Consider the following 21,426-nt stretch of genomic DNA (forward strand, 5'->3'; position numbering starts at 1 on the left):
GCGTTAAGCGGGTAAGGAGAAATAATTAACATGCCATATGTAATTAATAATTGGGATGATATATCAGATTTTTTTTCAGATTCAATATTGTTGGGTAATGGTGCTTCAATAGGTGTGAATAGAAGTTTTTCTTATTCTTCTTTACGAGAGCATGCCATTGAAAATGGGTTGCTTACGGTACATGTTCAACGGTTGTTTGATTATTTTGAAACTGATGATTTTGAACTGATCTTACGATTAGTTTGGCAAGCGAATCGCGTAAATCTAGCTCTAGAAATCCCCGATCCAACAACTAGACATGCTTATGAACATGTTCGGACATGCCTAATCCATGCTGTAAGAAGTATTCATCCTGAATATTATGAGGTTGAAGATCAGTTTACCAACATTGCGGGTTTCTTAAGCTCCTTTAAAACGGTTTTATCGCTTAATTACGATTTGACTCTTTATTGGGTTATTATGCATGCAAATAGAGAATACAATAATCACTCCTTCAAAGATTGTATTTTGCATGGAGAGTTTGATGAAGATTGGCAACGTTTCCGTGAGTCGATTAGTCCATGGGATAGACGCAATACACTAGTGTTTTACCCTCATGGCAGTTTAGTTTTAGCTCGTAATGTACTTGAAGAAGAAGTAAAGCTTGAAGCCGGTGCTGGCCGAGATTTATTGCGCTCGATTTTGCGTCAATGGGAAACAGGTAACTATATTCCATTGTTTGTTAGCGAAGGAACATCAACCCAGAAGGTAAAAGCTATACACAATAGTCATTACTTGAATACTGTCTATCGTGAGGTTTTGCCTAGAGTCGGACAAAGCTTAGTTATTTATGGTTGGGGCTTTGGTGAGCATGATGTTCATATACTAAATCGAATTGCTGAAGCAAATGTGTCAAGAGTAGCAATTTCAGTATTTGGAGGTGACCAAGCGTACTGCACCCGCGTTCATCAAATGATTGTTGATCACTTAGGTCATGGTATCGATGTTGTATTCTTTGACTGCTTAAGCCCGGGATCGTGGAATCAACCCGCTTAACAAGGCCATCAAGGTGATGCATTACACTCGGCAATTTTGGTATGGAGTTCGATGCGCTTTGCTGGCTTAGTGGGGCACACCTTATGGCAGGCGTTAGGCTCACTTTGAGCGTCATCACACAACTAAGATATAGACAATAGATTGCATTGATATATTTACAGTACCCCTCATATCCATAACGGAATAGTAATTTAAAGGAAGTATTATGAAACCAATTTACAATAATAGCGGTACTACAACAGCTTGGGTTGATGGCGAAAACATCTACAACTTAAATGGTGCTCATCTCGCAGTAATAGATGGTGGCGATGTATATAATCATAATGGTGAACATCTAGGCATTTTAGATAATGGCTTGTTTCGTGATCATAATGGTGGAGTTGTCGCATTTTTGGATGGTGCTACAGGGGGACCTATCTTACCTATTACCGCAATAGCTCCAATTCCTCCAATTCCTCCAATTCCATCAATTCCACCTATTCCGGCGATCCCTTCAATTCCTCCGATCCCCGCTATTCCATCCCTAGGTTGGGGTAAGAACTGGGATCAATTTATCAGATAAGTTGTGGGTTAGCCTAACAAAGCGCTCAACAGTGACCCGTAAAGCGTGGCATTTTTGCTTCGCAAAAGCCTATGCCACGGTTTCGGGCACGTTAGCTTGGCGTTATACATCTAAGGAAGCAATGTGGGCTGTTGGAATATAAAAGCACTTAAAGATCACTCAATTGCACTCAATGGTGAAGATAAATCAACCATAGAGAGAATTAACTCTACGAGTAGAGCCATAGACATATTTTGCTACCACCTTGAACAAGCCAAAACTCAAAATGATTTAACCATAGGTTCAACTCCACGAGAACAAATGGAGTTAGTCATGCCACCAGAAGAAAAAATGCTTGAGGTGTGGAAAAGGAAGCTAGCAATACAAGCTAATACTCAGGCTTGCATACACACCGCAAGATCAATACATGATTTATTTGCGCAACTTGTAAATGGTTTACTGTTTCAAAATCCGATAGCTGTCCACGATTGTGATGTATATAAAGTAACTCAAAAACTTGAAGATGGTGAGTTAAAGACAGCCTTGTCAAACTTGTTGGGTTCATTTGAGTTCAAGTATGTAAACGCATTTGTAAATACCATTAAACATCGTAATTTAGTCGATTTTGGGGCTTTAGTTTCATTCGAGGAAAATAGGAGTGGAGTACAGTTCAATGGCTTTAAATTTAAAGGTGAACCATATGATAAATTATGGGCTGAAGATGTATTGAAACTCACATTAACCGTTAAAAATACGGTTATAACAGCAGGTTGTTTATTGAACCAAGAATTCGGTGTAATCGATGAATAACAAGCTGTTAAAGCAGGACAAAATACAGTTGGCTGTTTTCGTTCCTCAACATTTTAGCCAACTAAATTTTGCCTCTTAACAGGGCGTTACTTTGCCATATCAGACCTAATCCAAAACATTCTAAAATTGTATTATAACTGACTCAGTTTTCCCAAAGACGTGCTGTGTTGTAAAAAGCGCTTACTTTTACACAATTCAAGTTAAGGCAACTTCCGCGCCACAATACTTTTCGCCTGATTTATTCTAATCTGAAAAGTTTGCTCATTGGCGGGATATGCGCGGGACGACTAACCCGACAACCTAGTAAGCTACTGTTTTTACTAAAAACCTTCCAAAAGTCGGCATTCCTGTAGGGGACGCCAATTAAAACAAAGCCCTAGCTTGTTTCTTCAGCTAAGGCTCTCCGCAGTTAAAAAGACCGTTTATGCGTTTGAGCTCTCTACCTCATAGAAACTCACTCCGGTGACTTCATGCTTAACCACCAAGTTTAAAAAGCTGTCTGCTGCATTTGAAGTGTAGAGATTTATTGGGGCGTCGTTCAATTTAAACAGTCTTGGTGTTGAAACTTTAGCGCAATCGACAACAAAACGTTTATATGGTCTCGCTCGGTGTCGTCGGCCATTAGGCTTGTAATTAATCTCTGTAAGCTCACTATCTAAAGCATCCAGTTTAGAAATCACATTGAGTACAAACCAAGTCGAACCTTCGACATTCACAGGCAGAAGTTCACAAGACTCCCCTATAGCTTCTTTAAATAAAGAAGCTATATCATTACTAACCACATAGGTGCTACTCCCCCAAGCCGCAATCATGGGTTTTAGGAGGCTCGCTGAATCATCGTGCCTTAACCAGTCAAGAGTAACGGGTTTCCACACTGATGCCTTTGGAGAGCCATCAAACACTAGTAAAGTGTTTCCATGTGTTTCATCTAATTCAGATATACCCGCTAACTCTAGGTACAAGTATTTATCTATATCTGCCTGAATACCATATACCTTGGTGAAAACTTCTTTTTTAGCCTGCAATTTCATTTACCCTTATTTTCCGAGTAATCGGGAACAACCCCATTTTGATATCATCTCCAATATCTCCTAAAACCTCTACAATGTCTTCTCTATCGGCATCCTGAGCTATCGTGTTTTCAAGTAAGTGTTCAACATTTAAGTAATAAAATGAAGTATGAATACCGGAATGAGAGTATGCCTCAAGCATCTTTGGATGTGGCACATGCTTATTCCATCGTGGCAAAAATACGCCATTTTCGGCACTATCGATGTCTATTCTAAACGCAGACAACCTCAATCTGGATTTAGCAGCCCTGATATCTTTCCATGATACGATATGATGAGCAGCTACGTTTTCAGGGCGGCATTGCCCCGTCTTTTTCATGATGTTCTTTGCCAACCGGTAGCTATGGCCTTTATTGTGCTCCCACCTAATATGCTGATTGAGTCTAAGATCGTCTTTAGAGATTAAGCCTCGTTTATACCTTATCGAGTCTATTACTGACCCTGCATAAAATATCTCAAACTGCTTTGCTTGTTTTGCAGAAAATTGCTTGTCACCTGTAACATTAAACAGATCTCTTTCTAGTTCAGAACAGGTAACTGTAACAACATTTGTCCCCATAATTGCCTCTCAAGTAGCCAAAAAAAACCCAAGCAACTCTAATACAGGTAGTAGTGCACAATAAAGAATCGCACATACTTTACTCGATGAATATCAATAGTTTATGCAATTGACTTGTTTGAATGTTAGAAAAGCAACAATCACCAAATTCATATTTCTTAACACATTTGTAGTTAATTACAAAAGAAACACCATATTAAAAACCCAGAGTCTGGTCGTTCATACTCTGGGTTTCTTTTCTTTACGATAATCACATTTGTTCTGATGGCACTGCGTTCGGTACTAATACGTGTTCTAACTGATAAGTGCATTAAAGACGGCTAGCCTAAACGGTGCAACTCAAGCAGATCCGCAATAGAGATAAGCTCGAAGTTATTCGCTTCGAGATAGGCTTTAAAACGTTCAGACGTTAGGATATCTAAATCATTTTGGCGACACTGGCTGCCCCATCGATAGACAGATTCAGTTGGCAAAGCCAGTGCTCGTTGCTCTTCATTATCAAGCGCACAGTGGCTAATTATGTGGTAAATGCCATTATCGTATCCTGAGAGTTTCTCTACAATCTCATTGAACCCCAAGTGAGTCATGGTGAAACTGTCATCAAAGTACTTTAAACGCCCATCTTTCACCGCATAGGTATAGATTAAACCAAACTCCTGAGCCACCTCTTCCACTGCTGCCGCAAGGGGCTGATACACTTCCGCACCATCAAACAATAGCTCTGGCAACATATGCGTTTCGACATGGGTCGGTGTAACACCACTTTTAATCACTCGTTGAATCTGAGCACGGTATTCGTTTTTCGCGTCTTCAATGTCTAATGTTTCAAGTAACTCCGCGTAGCTAGTGTAAAAATACCCGAGATCGTTGCTGAGCGATTGAGCGCCAGTAATTGGCCCACAACTCATGTTTGTCCATTCACAAGTAAGCGTTAAATGCACACCAATCGGTAGTTGATGTTGCTTAGTTAAGCGTATCGCTTCCGGTAACCAAGGTGCGGCAGCCATAAAGTTACTACTTTTCAGCAAACCTTGTTGAAACCCCTGCACTATGCCTTGATTTACACTGTGGCTAATTGCAAAGTCGTCACTGGTAATAAGAAGGTATTTTTTATCCACTACATCGCCTTAACATTAGGAACGGAATTAGTAGGCGCACTATAGCGATAAACATGTGTTCAAAGAAGTTGATAACACTTTATTTTACAGGGAAATTTGTCAAAGTTTCGGTTAAAGCACATTCAGTTTCAAACGCGGTACAGTCAGGTATTTAGGGGGGTTATCAGCCGATAAATATACGTAGCCATTAAGTATGCAATCGCCATTTTTCTTTGGTTATTTTGTATAAACAATGGCGTTCCAATTCATGCCCTTTGGGGAGTTTAGGGTGATCAAAGTCTTGGTGGAGATTCTCCATGCCAATTTTTAGCATCACTCGCTGTGATGGCGCATTAGACAAGGTTGTAAAGGCGTATACAGACTGTTCACCTAAGGTATCAAAAGCATACTCTAAAGCCTTATGGGCCGCTTCTGGCGCAAAACCTTGCCCCCAATGTTTTGAAGATAAGCGCCAACCGATTTCGACAAAAGGGGCGTTGGGAATCCCACTCTCTGCATCTTGACGGTGTAGACCGACAAAGCCAATGAATTCGCCACTCGATTTCAGCTCTACCGCCCAGAATCCCCAACCATTAATATCAATGAGATCACAAATTCGTTTCGCGAGATCAGCACTCTCTGCCTTCGTTAGCGTCGATGGAAAGTACCTCATCACCAAGGGATCTGCGACTATGTTTTCAAATGCGTCTCGATCGGCTTCTCTCCATCGCCTTAAAATGAGCCTCTTTGTTTCCATACTATCCCCTAGCAATATCTTTGAACTAGATTCATTAATACCACGTATGCTATGCATTCAACCACACTAACGAACACAAAATCTATGATGGCAACTAGTTACCATGACGATTAAGTCCTGTCGCAATCTTATTTCGCTTCAGTACATTCAAGAGCCATGATGCGAGTGTCATGACCAAGCTTATTGAATTCTCTTACCCAATAATGTGCGCCACTACAAGCTTCTATCCCTATACGCATGGGTGGCATATTTGCTATTGTTGTTAGTAACTTAGCACGCGAAACGGACTTGTGAAGGAGAACAGTGCCTCGTTCGTTGGTGGCGTGTAAACTGAAGTGGTGTTTAGCAAGGTCAACACCGCAATAACAGATGGAATGTGACATGGTTACCTCCAGCATTCTCACAGCTACCACCTAAGTGTGGCAGATCTTCATGAGGGGGAATCCATGTCATTCGTTATGCATCAAATCGGACGTCAAATGAGTAAAATTGTTCCTAAGCACAAGTCAGATCTAGAAACTTGCGAGCAACTGCAGTTTTTGTCAAACGAAGAAATAACACCTTATGTTTATGAGTTGTTGGAATGGTTGCAGGACTTGAATTGGCCAGTTGCAGACCCTGTATCACAAAGGTTATTGCAGTTAGATTTGGAGCTTGTAGAACCTTTGTTGCTGATTTTAAGTAGTGATGACGACGTGTGGAAATACTGGATAGTTTCGTTCTTCTTACATTACGTAGATATTTCTGTTTACGATAGGCTGATTTTTAAACTAAATAAGATGAAAATTAGTCCAACTAAACAAGAAATCGAAGATGAGGTTTATGAAGCTGTTTGTGAGCTTATAGAAAGTCGAAGCATAACAAACAAGGATTAAACGCTGCGAAGCCAGCGCTAAATCCCGATTGTTGAACAAGCCCGATGTTCCCCACCACCAACGCAGCGACAGCCGACCACCCATTGGCTTGGTATCTGCGTTGGTAGCCATAACTGTGGATGCTGATGGATAGCAATCAATTCTCCATATCCCAAGTATTCGGTAATACTTATAAATAAAGTAAGTCTGCCGTTGCACTAATCTCTCTTGATTGGACGTGAAATATGCAATTGAAAGAGATCTCTTTTATTCATTCCGTACTAGGAGGCCCGTTTGAAGTACTTACTACTTATTATCAGTAGCTTTGCGCTTAGCGGTTGTTTAGGGATGCCTAAAACGGTCACACCTGTCGAAGATTTTAATATCAATAATTACTTGGGTCAGTGGTATGAAATTGCGCGATTAGACCACTCATTCGAACGCGGCCTACGTGATGTGACCGCCGAATACCGTCTTCGCGATGATGGCGGAGTGGCGGTAATCAATCGCGGCTATTCAAGTAGCGAGAATGAGTGGAAGGAGGCTGAAGGTAAGGCGTACTTTGTTAATGACGAGGATGAGGGCTACCTCAAGGTCTCGTTTTTTGGCCCGTTTTATGGCTCATATGTGGTTTTTGAATTAGACCACAAAAACTATGCCTATGCCTTTGTGTCTGGGCCAAACACAGATTACTTATGGCTACTGGCAAGAACCCCTACTGTCGAACCTGAGGTTATTGCCCGATTTGTTAGCATGTCTTCGGAACGTGGCTTTGATACATCGAACTTAATTTATGTCACGCACTCACGGGTAACGTCGGGCATGGCCGCGTATCACTAAAGCCTCTCTTCAGCTATATTGCTTTGAATCCAATATACGTCTGCTTCTTTGTTCTGTGAGTAATGACGCCTCTAAACGCATCACTTTGTAGTCTGTATTTAGCGTTACCTTCGTTGGAATTCCATTTTGTAAAACTTCTACTTTCCATAAACCATTCAGAAACTTAAGCTCACCGATAGCAACAATACGGCCATTTGAATCAAAAACACCAACCTCATCCAACTCACGAATACTACCCACCGGGGTAAAAAATACGACTGTGCCGACTTTATAACGAGTATCTTCCGTGTCAATTTCCACCGAAACATAACCTCGTACAGTGGTTACTCGCGGCACGATAACATACGGCACACTGACTTTTGATTGAGAAAGCGTTTGATGAACTTCTGTTGTGAATATCGTCGCATCTTGGCTATACCACTCTTCCCCCCCCTGCTCCAAGCGATGATGAAAGTAAGCGGGTGGCAAGTTTATCATTTGAGCAAAGCGAGATATAAAGTCGGTATTAAGACCTATCGTTCCTTGTAAATAGCGCGAAAAAGCCGATTGCTTCATGCCCATCTCTTGCGCTGCTTGCGCCTGGGTGATTCTATGTTCTTTTTTATATTGATACCAACTCGCTTTGATTTTACTTAATACCTCATCATCATACGCATTAATTTTCTTTGCCATTGTGTTTCTCGTTTACTTCATCACCACGGAACGATATCTCACATCAACGATTTAAAATCAGCGATGTGAACATAGAATAAAACGATTATAACACCGCGACAATAGTACCTGAAGGCAATGCCATTACAGGCCAGCCTATCTGGTTAAATAACTTGAAAGGCACTATGTATATAATTGATTTAAAAAATTAATGATGTAGAAAAGGGAACAAGGGGAAGAGATCTCTTGGAAAAGTAACGAATACACTGTTTACCCATCGGTATGTCAGTCTAATTTCTTACTCTTATATTAAATGGGGTAAGGCAATAGCACCTTACCCCACCGTTTTTTAACGGAAGTTCTGCTCTACAATTGCACGAGCGTATGGTGCCATTGATAGAGAGTTACGGTAGGTTGCCGAGAACCAAACAACAACGGTGTCTGTTTCCGGAGAGACATAAATCCCTTGGCCACCTAGGCCTGCTTTATACATATCGCCATCTGCAAACACTGAATCCCACTTATAAGAAGAGCCAAGAGGGTTGCTATCTTCACCGAAGTTACCAATCATGCGCTGACCTTGACCGCCCGCTTTAAACACGTCGATGTCACTCGCTTGATAAACACTCGTTAAGTAGTTCTCAGGAACAACTGGCTCTTGAGCAACCGCGTTCCAGCTTGGTGTAAATGCCGTCGCAAAACGCGCAAAATCACGTAATGTTGAAGCGAAGACACCACCGTTCAGTACGTCACCAGCGGCAGAAAGACCGACTACACCATCATTCTCCATGCCGATTTTAGTCCAGATGCGTTCTGATGCGACGTCATTCCAGTTTTTGCCTGTAACTTCTTCAATAATAAGACCTAACACTTGAGTATTAAGTGTTGAGTAGTCGAAGATTAAACCTTGATCTTCACGAAGATATTCTACATCCATTAACACAGAATCAATGGTCTCACCTGAAGTGGTTGCTCCACGGTGAGATACCGCAACAGCCAGACTGCGGCCAAGTGGATGTTGCATGCTCTCAATATTTTCTTGAGTTTCTACAATATCTAAACCAGAACGGTGATGTAGTAGGTTTGCAATCGTGATCTCGCCAACAGGCTTACCTTTGAACTGTGGCAAATAATCAGACGCTGTTTTCTCAAGATCAATCATTCCCTCGTTGCTAAGCATATTGATCAGCAAACCCGTTAACGTTTTTGATGTAGAAGCCCAGCCATGTTTCTGATGGGGTTGCATACCAGGGTACTGTTCAAACACTAGCTCACCCTTGTGCACAACCGCAATACCCTGCATACGACTACGTACATCATCAATTGCTTGCTGCAGTGGTAGCTCACCTAGCTTGGTGGTTGCTACGGTATTACCGATTTGTGGCATCGGTGATTGGTCAAACTCTGCGACCGGACCCTGACGGTATAAAGTAGTAGTGGTGATCACTTCTGGAAGGTTCAAATAAGCAAACGCGCTGATATCGTTACCTGACGCATAGTGAAGCGCACTATAGTCTTGACGAAGTTGCTTCATTTTCTCAGCAGATACCCCTTCAGCCCACACACTAACTGGCGTTAATGTATCTGGAATTGTATAGACTTCTTGCTCGTTCGCTACAGCTGATCCCATAGCAGCAGTCACCAATGCAACGACTAGCTTCATTTGAAAACCAGTACCTTTTGCTTTTAGCTTCATAAAAACCTCTAACTTTATGATTGGATTTAACTCTTCCTCATGAAAATAGGAGTCTGTGACTGAATCAAAGCTGAACAGGGTAATACTATTAGGAATATAACGGAAAAATAAGGATAAATATTCTCATTGGTAATAATAACAGGATGACCACACCAACACAAAAACACCTATCCTGTTGATAATAAAGAGCTTAAACCCAAGACATGTCGCGTACAATGTAATACTGCTACGCATATTTCGCTGACGTTTATAGTGTGAAGTTTGAGTGCTAAATTAAGTAATACCAAATAACAACTCAGCCTTTCCAACTAACCCTAATTGCCACTTTTCAGCTTAATCGCGCCTAACAATGAGCAATCAGCGGGTAACTTCGAACATGTCCGCGTATCACCAAAACCTGCTTTATCAATAATATAATCGAGCTGATATTGCCGCTCAAAAGCGCCGAGATCGGCAAGCCCCCCGACGGCTCTAGGATCGCCATTTCCGCGTTGATCCCAACGAAGAACCTGTCCGTTTTGATCTCTGCTTAACTGATTGTCGGCCATGTTAATGGCAGGGCTATTGCCATTTAACGGTAACGTGAGTGTTGGGCCGTTATAACGGCCAATCTGGCCAAGTTGTGGATCTGCGCTAAGGTATGGTCGGCCACAGTTGAGTGCACGTTCAATCAAATTATTCGCGATATCACTCTTAGGGTTATCGCGCCCCATGCAGGCAAGCCCGGCCTGCTCATCGGCGAGTATCGAGTTGTAGATGCGGGTCGATGCGCTAAAGGCGACACTGGCACCGAACACGTTGAAATTAGACGCACTGGTGATATGCGTTATTGTTGCGCCGGGATTTTCGATAAAAATGGCTGCGCCTGATATGGCCCTATTTTGGTAGAGCGTGGTGTTAATCATTGCGAACGATTGGCCTTGATGAAATACCGCGCCTCCATATAACCACGCTTGATTATCTATCAAGGTCACCGAATTTAAGGTCAGTTGCCCCTGATTGAGTATCCCGCCACCGAGGGTAGCGCGACCATCACGAATATTGAGGTGTGCTAGGGTTAATGAACCGTGTTCGCCAACATGAAAGACCCTGCCAGCCCCTTGCTGTTGAATCGTAACACCATAGGCATGCCACAGGTGGTCATCCAGATACCCATTAATGGTAAGCGTGTCGTGAATGGTGGGTAATGGCTCGATAATCGTTATCCGTTGTGGCTGTTCAAACTGACGACTTTGAGGGTCGAGTCGAATAACATCTGCACCAGCCTGACGCTCGCTTTGCAAAATAGCGTCACGCAGAGAACCTGCGCCATGGTCATTGAGATTACTAACGTAAAAGGTGGCTGCATGAACAGATAACGCAGCCATTGCACTGATGGCAATGGCTGCGGCGGTGAGTCGGCGAGTCATCCTGAGCGCCTTTGAGTTAACGGCTATAACTGGCCATTAAACAGCCTAATTACATGCATTGTCGACAACACTAAAGTCAGCCAAATGTTTGGCACCATTCGGGTCTGCGGGCGCGATAAACGTACCATCGTTATCGATAATCGTAACGTTATCACCAGACTCATTGTAGGCTCCTAATAGCCCTTTAAGACGAATAATCTCACTTCTATCCATATTGCCACCCAGCTCATCAATGAGTGCTGTGGTAATCGGTTTATTCGTCACGCTATCGACGGGTACAGATGAACCATTATCTAAACCAGAGTTAAGCAGTGCCGCCAGAAGTTGCCACGATGCCTGCAGTTTTTCTCGGCATGCTTTCGGACGTTTACTGCTATCTGCCTCTTTGCCAGGATTTGACCAGAACAATCCGAAGACATCTTCACAGTCAGTTAGATTTACCCAGCCTAGGTTTAAACTACCGCCAAGGTGGTCTTCAAACACATGACAGGTATAACCGGATGGCTCACCATACCCATCTTTCCCACCGTGTGTACGCCAGAAGCCAAGCGTTCTGGTTGCTCCCTCTTGTTCCACCTCACATCGTGCTTCTTTGGTCTGTGATAGTTGATTAGGTAGCCCAAAACGTACTGGCAGCGTCGCTAAGGTGTGTACCGTATTAACCACCTCACTTCCCGTTGCAATAATGCCTTGTTCGATACGCCAGCAACCGTTGCTGCCATCACCCCAGTCATTATCGTTACAGGTTGCCGCCCCGCGCTTGCCAAGTAATTGGTCTAGATAACTAATACTTAGTAACGGGTCATCGACATCCACCAACAGACCCACGTCGCCTGTATTAACGATATCAATGCGGAAGTTCGCAGCCGCGCCTGCAGGAACAGGATCGGTGAGGCACGTTTTCGTGACGGTATAACTTGGCGCTAATAGATCAACGATATGTCTACTTTTTGCTCTTGCCGTCGTACCTAATTCGTCAACAAACTGTGCATTTACAACATTGATATAAGGGTCGGAATCTCCTGCTTGGGTTGTTCGAGTTGCTGCGATATCACAAGATTGATTCGGCGCAAGCTCTAGGTTCACACTACAGCTACTGCTGGTCACGTATGTATTTGATGGATCCAGCAGGTTACCCAGTTTGTTATCTAACAACTGTGTCAATTTAAGTGCGATAGCCGATAGATTGGTGACTTTGAAGGTGTAATCAACACTATCGCCGACTTTAGAGAATCTATCGCCCTTTTTAACTACCGACACCTTCGCAGGAACAATATTTACTGTCGCCTGATCTCGTTTATAGACTTTATTTGAGAAACCTTTCGGTGAGCAGCTCACTGAGGCAGTATTAACAAATGTACCCAGTTCACTGAATGTCCTACTCGCATCAATCGTCTCTGTGGCACCATTTGCCAACATGAAGCCAATTGTGTGAGGATTGTTATCGCCATCACTATTGTGTGGATCGATAATAAGCATGGTATCCGTTAAGACACATTGCAGCGTCGGCGTCAGTGCTTCACTCTTATTCATCACCTCCAAACTATAATCAACTTTCGCCCCTTTAAGCGCGGTAACTGGGCCATCGCCACCATTTACGGTTTTGTCAAAGCTGATCTGTGGTTTAAATAAGTCCGTGGTTTTACTATCCGTTTCAGAGAAAGTGTCTTGACCACGTGAATAGATTGCCGTGACATAATTTTTCACGCTTCCTGACGATGATGCCGGGGTGTAGGTGTAGTTAATTGTGCAATGGGTGTTCGGGTCTAGCGTCGCGCCACAATCACCATCGCTGGAGAGGTCACCCGCTAGCGTATCTTTAATGCTGACTTTTGTTAACGGAAGGGCGCCAACATTATGCACCTCAACGGTGTAGTCAATCGCATCGCCGACTTTAGACAGGCTATCGGCTGTCTTCACCACTTTAATGCCACAAAGATCAAAGTCGAGTAGCGCCAAATCTTCTATTTCAGCCGTTTCTGAATTCGACTGACGCGTTTCAACCAACATACTTTGCACACAAGGTAGCTCACTAAAGAAAGCAGAAAGGTTTATCCCGCCTTCAAAATAGACACCTTTCGGTAATTGTGCAGGGTCATTTGGGGCGCCATCACCTTTGAACTCATGGGTCCAAGGGGCCCACTCGGTATCTGAATTGATGATACCGCAGCCAAGATCATTGGCGTTTGCAGTATCGCAATCAGCACTGCTAACTTCAAATTGACGGTGTAAATGCCCTTGCGATGGCTGAACAGGGTCATTGGCGCAGGTTGGACAGATCGTTGGATCAACGGGCTCCCATGTATATAGCGCAGCACGGCCTATCGTGCGGTCTGTACTATTACCAGCAGCAGAATCTAAGTCAACCTGAACCAAAATGTCATTTTTATTGTGACTAGAGGAGAGTGAGCCATCACTGTTTTTGGTTAATTCAGACTGTAAGAACCAAAAACCATATGCGGCATCACCGGCATTGGAATACCCATCGACACCAAAGTAGAGGTAGTAATCGCCGTCCGCTGCTTGATATAGGGCAGCAAAGACGTTTTGAATATCATTCTTGTCGTTTGATGAACCTAGCTTCCAACCCCAATCATTACAAGCACTTGGATCACTAGCGGTACAAATAAAGTTAATGGTATCTTTTGCACCATCTGCGATGTCATCACTGTCGCCCGTTGCCCCCCCGTTTACTGGGTCGGTAGCAAACACCGAGACTATCGCATTCGAAGGATTCACCGGGCTAGGCCCTTCTAGTGGGTTAACACAATCAGGATCTGCCCCATTTTCATCACAATAGATCATTGATGCGTCGTCTATTGCGGGTGCCGATGTGGCATCTTGCACCGTATTGGCGTCAAGTTCAAATAGCCCTACATCATGAGCGGCATACAGCACACCGGACAACAAAGTCGACAACAGCACTACCGCAGATAAACGCTGTTTACCTTTATTTAAAGTAGTCATAAGTTAATCTCATATAATATTCAATTTGTTTGACAAGCAACTTATTTCATTGAAACTAATCTCCTTTAATCTGTTCTTGCCATATATATCAACTCAATTTTAGACGTTAATAATTAATTGCACTTCTCAAAAATAAGAATATTTTTTTACGTTCAAAACGCCCCAAAGAAGCATCAGAAACAAAGCATTATGGCCAAATCAATTAATACTTAATTAGTACATAAATAGCACAGTAGTATAAAAGGATTAACACTGGGTGATTTATAGCATCAAATACGCACTCTTATTTAACCACGTCACAAATAACGATTATAAATAACTGTGCAAATAAGACCTTAGACAGCGTTTCATATAAAAACGCTGTCTAAACAAAATAAAGCGAACCTCAGCACTCGGTGTTATTTACTGCGTTATTCTCCACCAGCGAAATGGCAAAAAAATCACAACTTGAAACGCATTGTCCACAACCATTGCACACGTCGTTGTCGATACAAGGCTGTTGGCGTGGGGTTAACGTAATGGCTGCCTGAGGGCAGGCATCGACACACCCCTGGCAATGAAACGCCACTGCGGGATTACAGCGATAATCAATGGTGGCCTTGAGCTTACCACTCGACAGTGCCCCTAAGCGGCAGGCACGAACACACGGATAACTGCCATGACAGCGGTCGCATTGTTCGCCCACTACCGGATAGTCATGCAAAAAGGCAATGGCGTTATTGGGGCACGCCTTAATGCAGTCGCCACATTGACTGCATTTGCTAAGGAACGTCACCTCGTCCGCCGCATTTGGCGGACGAGCAAACAAGGAGGCCTCGTCTGCCTGACTAAGCTCGGTTATACGCCGAAACAATGCCCTTTTTGATGGGTCAAACGTTGCCATTATTTAAACAAGGGGACGGGATCGACCACCAAGCTCATTTCAGATTGTATTTGCGCAATAAATAACGATGTTAGCTGCGCCAATGTCGCATAAAACGGGCTTTCCTCATTTTGACCAAGAAGTGCCAAGTAACGTTGGCACCAAGGTAGTAGATGAATAGAAAGGTGCTCTACCGTCCCTGCCGTATCGCCCTCTTCCATTAAATGTGCCAAAACAAACAACATAAGCCCAAATTGATCGAGTGGTTGATTATGTATTTGAAAATCAATCCCCATGCGGTCTAAGAAACAATAGTATGCTGCAGTACTGTCCCCCATCACAATATTGTCTTTATTGAGATAGACCGAGCCCCACGGTGGCGCAACCATTTCTCCCTGCCCTTCGAACAACCGTGAATGGGTGTATTTATTCAAACTTGCTAATTGGGCTTCCATCTCTGAAATCAGCACCTCTGCGCGCTCACTCTCTGCCCATTGGTATGACTCCATCAGAAGACGCCATTCAGGCAATAGTGCCTGCACCCGCTCATCATCCGGTGAATAATAAAATAGAGTCCCTAAACTACGAGGTAACAACGCCATATCTCTCATTAACGACACCTTAAAAATGCATGGGGGACAAAGCCCCCATTAATAACTACATGCCCATATTCCAGAGCTCAAAGAATCCCACGCGACCCGCAAATTCAGACGCGAGTACTAACACAGCAGCAAAAGAAGCCGGTACAACACCCCTTGTTTTTACTTGCGATAAGCTCAAAATAGCTAGCCCTGCTAAGCCGACTTTTAGTCCCCAAAACTGCATGCTCTGTTCAAGCAAAGCTGGAGACGATGCCGCCAAGTAAGTGAGATAACCTGGCATCATGGTCATGCCTGCTAGCAAGATAAGCATGGTCACATAACTGACCTTGTGGTTATTGCCAAGCATAACGATCATCACCGACCCGACCGCTAATGCTGTCAATACCATCTGGATGACGGTGTAGGGCGTATTCCATTGAGCGACAGATTCAATGGTATAGATAGATGGGATCACAAACAGCAGCGCGATACCTGCTAGGGACGCCGCCAAGCTCAGTGCTTTGGTTGCACCTTCCGCTTGCTGCCGAAAGGCAAAAACCGTCGTCGCAAATAACAGGCCACCAAACAGGACCGTGGTCATAATCTCATTGCTCATCGGCGAGCGGCCCACACCAGCAAGAACATTAAAGGCCCTTAATGGCTGCCCTAAGTGGAACATCGATGCCCCACCACCAATGATCAGCAACACTAACGCTACCACCAATGCTTTAACATATGTTGAGTTGTCCAACTGACCAACTAGCATCATTAGCGTGGCGAAAAGAACAACACCGACGGCTGATTGTGCCAGTACGGTAAATATCACTAAAGGTAATTCGTGCATCACTTCACCTCCTGAGGGTTCTGTAACGTACCGCTCGATGTCTGGTTAGACACCGCATGACGATGAGTACGCACAATTAAGTTTGGACTGGTTAGCCTTGAGTCTGGCAGCGGCGCCACATCACGCTCGTTACCATATTTTTCTCGTAGTTTGTCGATTTCACCAAACTCAATCGCACGTTGCGGACATGAATCAACACAGACGGGGTTTAACCCTTGCTCTAAGCGGTCTAGGCAACCATCACACTTCGACATCACTTTCTTGTCTGCATCATACTGTGGTGCGCCATAAGGGCAACGCATCGCGCAGTATTTACAACCGATGCACTTATCTTGATCCACTAACACCAAGCCATTGTCGTCGCGTTTGTGCATCGCACCGGTTGGGCAACCGGCAACACAGGTTGGTTCATCGCAGTGGTTACATGCAACAGACAAGTAATAACCAAAGGTTTGATGTGTCCATGCCCCATCCGTATCAGATGTCCACGCGCCACCACCATATTCATACACACGGCGGTATTTACGTCCTACATCGATATTATTCTTATCTTTACAACTCACCTGACAAGTCTTACAACCTGAGCAGCGAGAAGAGTCAATATAAAAACCTAATTGCTTCATTTATCTACGCCTTCTTAATGTCTACTAGGTTGGTGTGTTGAGGGTTCCCTTTTGCTATCGGTGAACAGCTATGACTGGTAAGGCTATTTATACAACCACCAATATCGACACCATTTTTAATCACTGACCATGCCCCTTGCGGCATCGCTGTTACATCTGGCATCACACGGTTGGTAACCTTAGCGGGTATCAATACCTCACCAATATCATTAAACACACTAACTAAATCACCGGATTTAATGCCCCGCTGCTCAGCATTGATAGGGTTAATCCAGATCTCATCAGGCACCGCTTCTTGGTTGACACCCACGCTAGCATACGTTGAATGGGTATGGCCTTTGGTATGAAAACCCGTTAGTTGCAGTGGATATTTAGCAAACCTGTCTTTGTCCATATGAGATCGTGGAACCGCAATAAATTCTGGAATTGGGGTAATGCGATCCCCCTCTGGAAGAGTGGTATTTTCAGCCATATCTTGCAGCTGTGTTGAGTAAATCTCTATCTTGCCTGATGGGGTTTTCAGTGGATTAGCAATCGGATCGGCATAAAAATCTCTAAATGCCACCCGCTTTTCTTTTGGCACAACCTGTGGATCAAGTAGTCCCTTACCTTTGACGTCGTCATAGTTAGCGGGCAAATAGGGCCGCTTCTTGCGCACCATCTGATAATGCTGTTCGACCCACTGCGCTTGAGTTTTTCCTTCGGTAAAAGTGCGGTATACATCTTCACCCAAGTGCTTAGCCACATCAGCAAAAATGTCATACGTACTGCGCGCTTCCCACATCGGCTCTACTGTATTCTCAATCGATACCATGTAGTGATGAATGCCAGAGGCATAAGAGCTATCCACCAAATCATTGGCTTCGAGATAAGTGTTTTCTGGCAATAAAATATCCGCAAACTTCGCCGATGCCGTCATATGATTATCAATCACTACGATAAATTCACATTTAGACTCATCTTTAAGGATTTTAGCGGTGGTATTGAGATCAGAGTGCTGATTAGCTAATGCATTGCCTGCTTGGTTTATCAGCGCTTTAATACCGTATTTAAGGTGGGTCGCGCCCTTTAAGCCATGTGTCTTGTCGGTGAATTTTTCGGGAGCGTTGATCGCCTCAGTCCATAGAAATACAGGAATAGAGGTTTTTACTGGGTTGTCCAACATGTTCATCTTTGGAACACCATAGAACCCACCCAAAGCCCAACTTCCTGAGTTAGTACCAGCACGGCCAAATTGGCCAGAAATAATCGGCAAAATCTGAATTGCACGTGCTGATTGCTCACCATTGTGATGGCGCTGTACACCCCAACCAGGGCAAATAAACGCTGCCTTCGCAGCAGTAATTTCACGCGCTAACTGCGCAATTCGCTTCGCCGGAATACCGGTTATCTTTGCTGCCCACTGCGGTGTTTTTGCAATAGCGTCAGGACCTGTACCCAAGACATAATCTTTATAGCTTGCGTCCTCTGCTGCCCCTTGCGGTAACGATTCGCGATTAAACCCTTGTGCATACCGATTAATCTCGTCCTCATTAATGAGGTTTTCTTCGATCATGGTATGAACGAGACCTGCAATCAACGCTGCATCTGTTGTCGGACGAATCGGCAACCACTCAGCATCACTGACAATGGCAGAGTCTGTTTGTCTTGGGTCAATAATGATGACTTTAGCACCAGACTTTTCCAAGGCTCGACGCATCTCTTCTACCTGTCCGCCGCCAGACATACGGGTTTCTGACAGGTTTAAACCAAACAATACGACCAGATCTGAATCTTCTATTTCACTAAAATACGTGCCTGCCCGCGTTCCATAAGTGAAAGGGGTAACATAGCCCACCTGTGCATCTGAATAGGTATTATGAAAGCGAAGATAGCCGCCAGCAGATGCGAGAAAACGATTAATACACTCCCGCCCCTGAGTGTGATAATACGCCCCTGTGCCCAAGCCGTTGTAAACCGCTTCTGGCCCATAGGTTTCATGTACGCGCTTAAGCTCTGTTGCAATGGTTTGTGTGGCTTCTTCCCAGCTAATACGCTCGAATTTACCTTCACCGCGTTTACCCACGCGCTTCATCGGGTACTTTAAGCGATCTGGATTATAAACACGGAATTTACTTGAGCGGCCGCGCATACAAGGACGGATCTGATGCTGGCCCATTACTGCATCGTCTTGAGCATCCACAGGCTCAATCTGAATGATCCGTCCCTTCTCAACCCTTACTTTCAAAGGGCATCTAGAGCCACAGTTGACCAAACAAGCACTGTACTTAAACTCAACAGGCGATGGTGCCGTCTGAGCTGCAGCCTTTTTACTAAACGGTAACGTAGCTAATGAAGAGGTCGTAGCCGCCAACGCGCCCAGCGTTGCGGTGCCTCCCAGCAGCTTTCTTCGGGTGGTTTCTATATCAAGAAACGGTAGTTTGACCATAATGGTTCCCCATAAATTAAAATCAAAACAACAAATAGGAGTAATTATCATTCCATGCTGTTTTGTCAGATTATTTGGACTTTATGGATAACTTTAACAATAGCGGGGGGTTGCATGTAACCACACAGTAATGAATATGTGAACTAAGCACAAGCAAAGCAAAGTAACCATCCATATTTCGTGACACTTGCTCACACAAATCAAAACAAGGGCGCAGCATCAATACATACACCGTCATTCACTTAACATGTTATCAGCGCATACTACAGAAGAACTAACATAAGGTTGTTGCAAAAAACTCACACCTCGATATTCAGTGAATAATAAAATAGCGTCCCTAAGTTAACTGGTAGCTGGTAGCTGGTAGCAACACCTTAAAAAGATAAGGGGGCAAAGCCCCCCATTAATAACTACATGCCCATATTCCAGAGCTCAAAGAATCCCACGCGACCCGCAAATTCAGACGCGAGTACTAACACAGCAGCAAAAGAAGCCGGTACAACACCCCTTGTTTTTACTTGCGATAAGCTCAAAATAGCTAGCCCTGCTAAGCCGACTTTTAGTCCCCAAAACTGCATGCTCTGTTCAAGCAAAGCTGGAGACGATGCCGCCAAGTAAGTGAGATAACCTGGCATCATGGTCATGCCTGCTAGCAAGATAAGCATGGTCACATAACTGACCTTGTGGTTATTGCCAAGCATAACGATCATCACCGACCCGACCGCTAATGCTGTCAATACCATCTGGATGACGGTGTAGGGCGTATTCCATTGAGCGACAGATTCAATGGTATAGATAGATGGGATCACAAACAGCAGCGCGATACCTGCTAGGGACGCCGCCAAGCTCAGTGCTTTGGTTGCACCTTCCGCTTGCTGCCGAAAGGCAAAAACCGTCGTCGCAAATAACAGGCCACCAAACAGGACCGTGGTCATAATCTCATTGCTCATCGGCGAGCGGCCCACACCAGCAAGAACATTAAAGGCCCTTAATGGCTGCCCTAAGTGGAACATCGATGCCCCACCACCAATGATCAGCAACACTAACGCTACCACCAATGCTTTAACATATGTTGAGTTGTCCAACTGACCAACTAGCATCATTAGCGTGGCGAAAAGAACAACACCGACGGCTGATTGTGCCAGTACGGTAAATATCACTAAAGGTAATTCGTGCATCACTTCACCTCCTGAGGGTTCTGTAACGTACCGCTCGATGTCTGGTTAGACACCGCATGACGATGAGTACGCACAATTAAGTTTGGACTGGTTAGCCTTGAGTCTGGCAGCGGCGCCACATCACGCTCGTTACCATATTTTTCTCGTAGTTTGTCGATTTCACCAAACTCAATCGCACGTTGCGGACATGAGTCAACACAGACGGGGTTTAACCCTTGCTCTAAGCGGTCTAGGCAACCATCACACTTCGACATCACTTTCTTGTCTGCATCATATTGCGGCGCACCATAAGGGCAACGCATCGCGCAGTATTTACAACCGATGCACTTATCTTGATCCACTAACACCAAGCCATTGTCGTCGCGTTTGTGCATCGCACCGGTTGGGCAACCGGCAACACAGGTTGGTTCATCGCAGTGGTTACATGCAACAGACAAGTAATAACCAAAGGTTTGATGTGTCCATGCCCCATCCGTATCAGACGTCCACGCGCCACCACCATATTCATACACACGGCGGTATTTACGTCCTACATCGATATTATTCTTATCTTTACAACTCACCTGACAAGTCTTACAACCTGAGCAGCGAGAAGAGTCAATATAAAAACCTAATTGCTTCATT

Annotated in this window: 20 protein-coding genes and 1 pseudogene; 5 read left to right on the forward strand and 16 right to left on the reverse strand. The window is 44.2% G+C overall.

Annotation, left to right across the window (positions count from 1 at the left end; genetic code table 11):
- Positions 1-30 precede the first annotated feature (30 nt).
- The 3 genes from ACKLNH_RS02980 (at position 31) to ACKLNH_RS02990 (ending at position 2,386) form a co-directional block, all read left to right on the forward strand.
- A complete protein-coding gene (locus tag ACKLNH_RS02980; RefSeq protein WP_413110769.1) occupies positions 31-1,035 on the forward strand; it encodes a DUF4917 family protein in 1,005 nt (334 codons plus the stop codon).
- A 205-nt stretch (positions 1,036-1,240) separates the two neighbouring features.
- The gene (locus ACKLNH_RS02985; RefSeq protein ID WP_413110770.1) at positions 1,241-1,597 is read left to right on the forward strand and encodes a 4-fold beta flower protein; all 357 of its coding nucleotides are present in this window, start codon (positions 1,241-1,243) and stop codon (positions 1,595-1,597) included.
- Positions 1,598-1,720: 123 nt separating this feature from the next.
- Positions 1,721-2,386, forward strand: coding sequence for a hypothetical protein (locus ACKLNH_RS02990; RefSeq protein ID WP_413110771.1), 666 nt, complete (start codon positions 1,721-1,723; stop codon positions 2,384-2,386).
- 422 nt (positions 2,387-2,808) lie between these two features.
- On the opposite strand, the gene ACKLNH_RS02995 is transcribed toward ACKLNH_RS02990, so the two are convergent.
- The 5 genes and pseudogenes from ACKLNH_RS02995 to ACKLNH_RS03015 form a co-directional block, all read right to left on the reverse strand.
- A complete protein-coding gene (locus ACKLNH_RS02995; protein ID WP_413110772.1) occupies positions 2,809-3,417 on the reverse strand; it encodes an imm11 family protein in 609 nt (202 codons plus the stop codon).
- Positions 3,401-4,015 carry an AHH domain-containing protein gene (locus ACKLNH_RS03000; protein WP_413110773.1) on the reverse strand — a complete coding sequence of 205 codons (615 nt, stop codon included), beginning with the start codon at positions 4,013-4,015 and terminating at the stop codon, positions 3,401-3,403. Before ACKLNH_RS03000 ends, ACKLNH_RS02995 begins: the two co-directional genes overlap by 17 nt.
- Positions 4,016-4,335: 320 nt before the next feature.
- Positions 4,336-5,133, reverse strand: a complete 798-nt coding sequence (locus ACKLNH_RS03005) for a carbohydrate deacetylase (RefSeq protein ID WP_413110774.1) — start codon at positions 5,131-5,133, stop codon at positions 4,336-4,338.
- A 187-nt stretch (positions 5,134-5,320) separates the two neighbouring features.
- Entirely contained in the window at positions 5,321-5,869 is a 549-nt protein-coding gene (locus ACKLNH_RS03010; RefSeq protein ID WP_413110775.1) for a GNAT family N-acetyltransferase, read from the reverse strand.
- 146 nt (positions 5,870-6,015) lie between these two features.
- Positions 6,016-6,252, reverse strand: a pseudogene (locus tag ACKLNH_RS03015) (IS110 family transposase); the annotation flags it as partial.
- Positions 6,253-6,315: 63 nt separating this feature from the next.
- On the opposite strand from ACKLNH_RS03015, the gene ACKLNH_RS03020 reads away from it, so the two are divergent.
- A complete protein-coding gene (locus tag ACKLNH_RS03020) occupies positions 6,316-6,744 on the forward strand; it encodes a DUF5071 domain-containing protein (RefSeq protein ID WP_413110776.1) in 429 nt (142 codons plus the stop codon).
- Positions 6,745-7,017: 273 nt separating this feature from the next.
- The gene (locus tag ACKLNH_RS03025; RefSeq protein WP_413110777.1) at positions 7,018-7,563 is read left to right on the forward strand and encodes a lipocalin family protein; all 546 of its coding nucleotides are present in this window, start codon (positions 7,018-7,020) and stop codon (positions 7,561-7,563) included.
- 9 nt (positions 7,564-7,572) lie between these two features.
- Here ACKLNH_RS03025 and ACKLNH_RS03030 read toward each other — a convergent pair whose 3' ends face one another.
- From ACKLNH_RS03030 to ACKLNH_RS03080, 11 genes are all read right to left on the reverse strand, one after another.
- Positions 7,573-8,235, reverse strand: coding sequence for a helix-turn-helix domain-containing protein (locus ACKLNH_RS03030; protein WP_413110778.1), 663 nt, complete (start codon positions 8,233-8,235; stop codon positions 7,573-7,575).
- A gap of 328 nt (positions 8,236-8,563) precedes the next feature.
- On the reverse strand, positions 8,564-9,910 hold the full coding sequence (locus ACKLNH_RS03035) for a serine hydrolase domain-containing protein (protein ID WP_413110779.1): 1,347 nt from the start codon (positions 9,908-9,910) through the stop codon (positions 8,564-8,566).
- A gap of 314 nt (positions 9,911-10,224) precedes the next feature.
- A complete protein-coding gene (locus ACKLNH_RS03040) occupies positions 10,225-11,319 on the reverse strand; it encodes a choice-of-anchor Q domain-containing protein (RefSeq protein WP_413110780.1) in 1,095 nt (364 codons plus the stop codon).
- Between the two features lie 45 nt (positions 11,320-11,364).
- Positions 11,365-14,286 (reverse strand): DUF7507 domain-containing protein, encoded by a 2,922-nt coding sequence (locus tag ACKLNH_RS03045; protein ID WP_413110781.1) that lies wholly within the window; start codon positions 14,284-14,286, stop codon positions 11,365-11,367.
- A 385-nt stretch (positions 14,287-14,671) separates the two neighbouring features.
- Complete coding sequence (locus tag ACKLNH_RS03050) at positions 14,672-15,169, reverse strand: 4Fe-4S binding protein (protein ID WP_413110782.1); 498 nt, start codon at positions 15,167-15,169, stop codon at positions 14,672-14,674.
- Positions 15,169-15,759 carry a molecular chaperone TorD family protein gene (locus ACKLNH_RS03055; protein ID WP_413110783.1) on the reverse strand — a complete coding sequence of 197 codons (591 nt, stop codon included), beginning with the start codon at positions 15,757-15,759 and terminating at the stop codon, positions 15,169-15,171. The genes ACKLNH_RS03050 and ACKLNH_RS03055 overlap by 1 nt, the downstream gene beginning before the upstream one ends.
- Before the next feature lie 46 nt (positions 15,760-15,805).
- A complete protein-coding gene (locus ACKLNH_RS03060; protein WP_413110784.1) occupies positions 15,806-16,573 on the reverse strand; it encodes a dimethyl sulfoxide reductase anchor subunit family protein in 768 nt (255 codons plus the stop codon).
- Positions 16,573-17,196, reverse strand: a complete 624-nt coding sequence (locus ACKLNH_RS03065) for a DMSO/selenate family reductase complex B subunit (protein WP_413110785.1) — start codon at positions 17,194-17,196, stop codon at positions 16,573-16,575. Before ACKLNH_RS03065 ends, ACKLNH_RS03060 begins: the two co-directional genes overlap by 1 nt.
- Before the next feature lie 4 nt (positions 17,197-17,200).
- Positions 17,201-19,624, reverse strand: a complete 2,424-nt coding sequence (locus tag ACKLNH_RS03070; RefSeq protein ID WP_413110786.1) for a DMSO/selenate family reductase complex A subunit — start codon at positions 19,622-19,624, stop codon at positions 17,201-17,203.
- A gap of 410 nt (positions 19,625-20,034) precedes the next feature.
- Complete coding sequence (locus tag ACKLNH_RS03075; RefSeq protein ID WP_413110784.1) at positions 20,035-20,802, reverse strand: dimethyl sulfoxide reductase anchor subunit family protein; 768 nt, start codon at positions 20,800-20,802, stop codon at positions 20,035-20,037.
- The gene (locus ACKLNH_RS03080) at positions 20,802-21,425 is read right to left on the reverse strand and encodes a DMSO/selenate family reductase complex B subunit (protein WP_413110785.1); all 624 of its coding nucleotides are present in this window, start codon (positions 21,423-21,425) and stop codon (positions 20,802-20,804) included. Before ACKLNH_RS03080 ends, ACKLNH_RS03075 begins: the two co-directional genes overlap by 1 nt.
- Position 21,426 lies beyond the last annotated feature (1 nt).

Source organism: Thaumasiovibrio clandestinus, assembly GCF_047250365.1.
Taxonomy (GTDB): Bacteria; Pseudomonadota; Gammaproteobacteria; order Enterobacterales; family Vibrionaceae; genus Thaumasiovibrio.